Source organism: Gemmiger formicilis, from assembly GCF_016901605.1.
GTDB lineage: Bacteria > Bacillota > Clostridia > Oscillospirales > Ruminococcaceae > Gemmiger > Gemmiger formicilis_B.
Genome location: NZ_JACJKP010001003.1, coordinates 1 through 217, shown reverse-complemented (window position 1 = coordinate 217; position 217 = coordinate 1). Strand labels below are relative to the sequence as shown.

The window sequence follows — 217 nt, the reverse complement described above, 5'->3', positions numbered from 1 at the left end:
CTCTTTTTCCAACCCAGAGCGTCGGCGGCCAGCTTCACCAGCTCGCCGCTGGGCAGCGGTTCATGGTCCCACACCAGGCAGGCAAAGCGGTATTCTCCTTCCGCCAGGCGCAGCTGCGAAACCGTCAGGTGCAAACCGCCAACCGGGCTACGGCCTTGAGCATCCATGCCATGATTCTGGATTGCGTGGCCATCGGTACCAATCTGGCCTTCGGCGC

The 217-nt window shown here is 62.7% G+C and carries 1 pseudogene; it reads right to left on the bottom strand.

The window, feature by feature from the left end:
- Positions 1-217 (bottom strand): annotated as a pseudogene (locus H6B10_RS17545) (hypothetical protein); the annotation flags it as partial.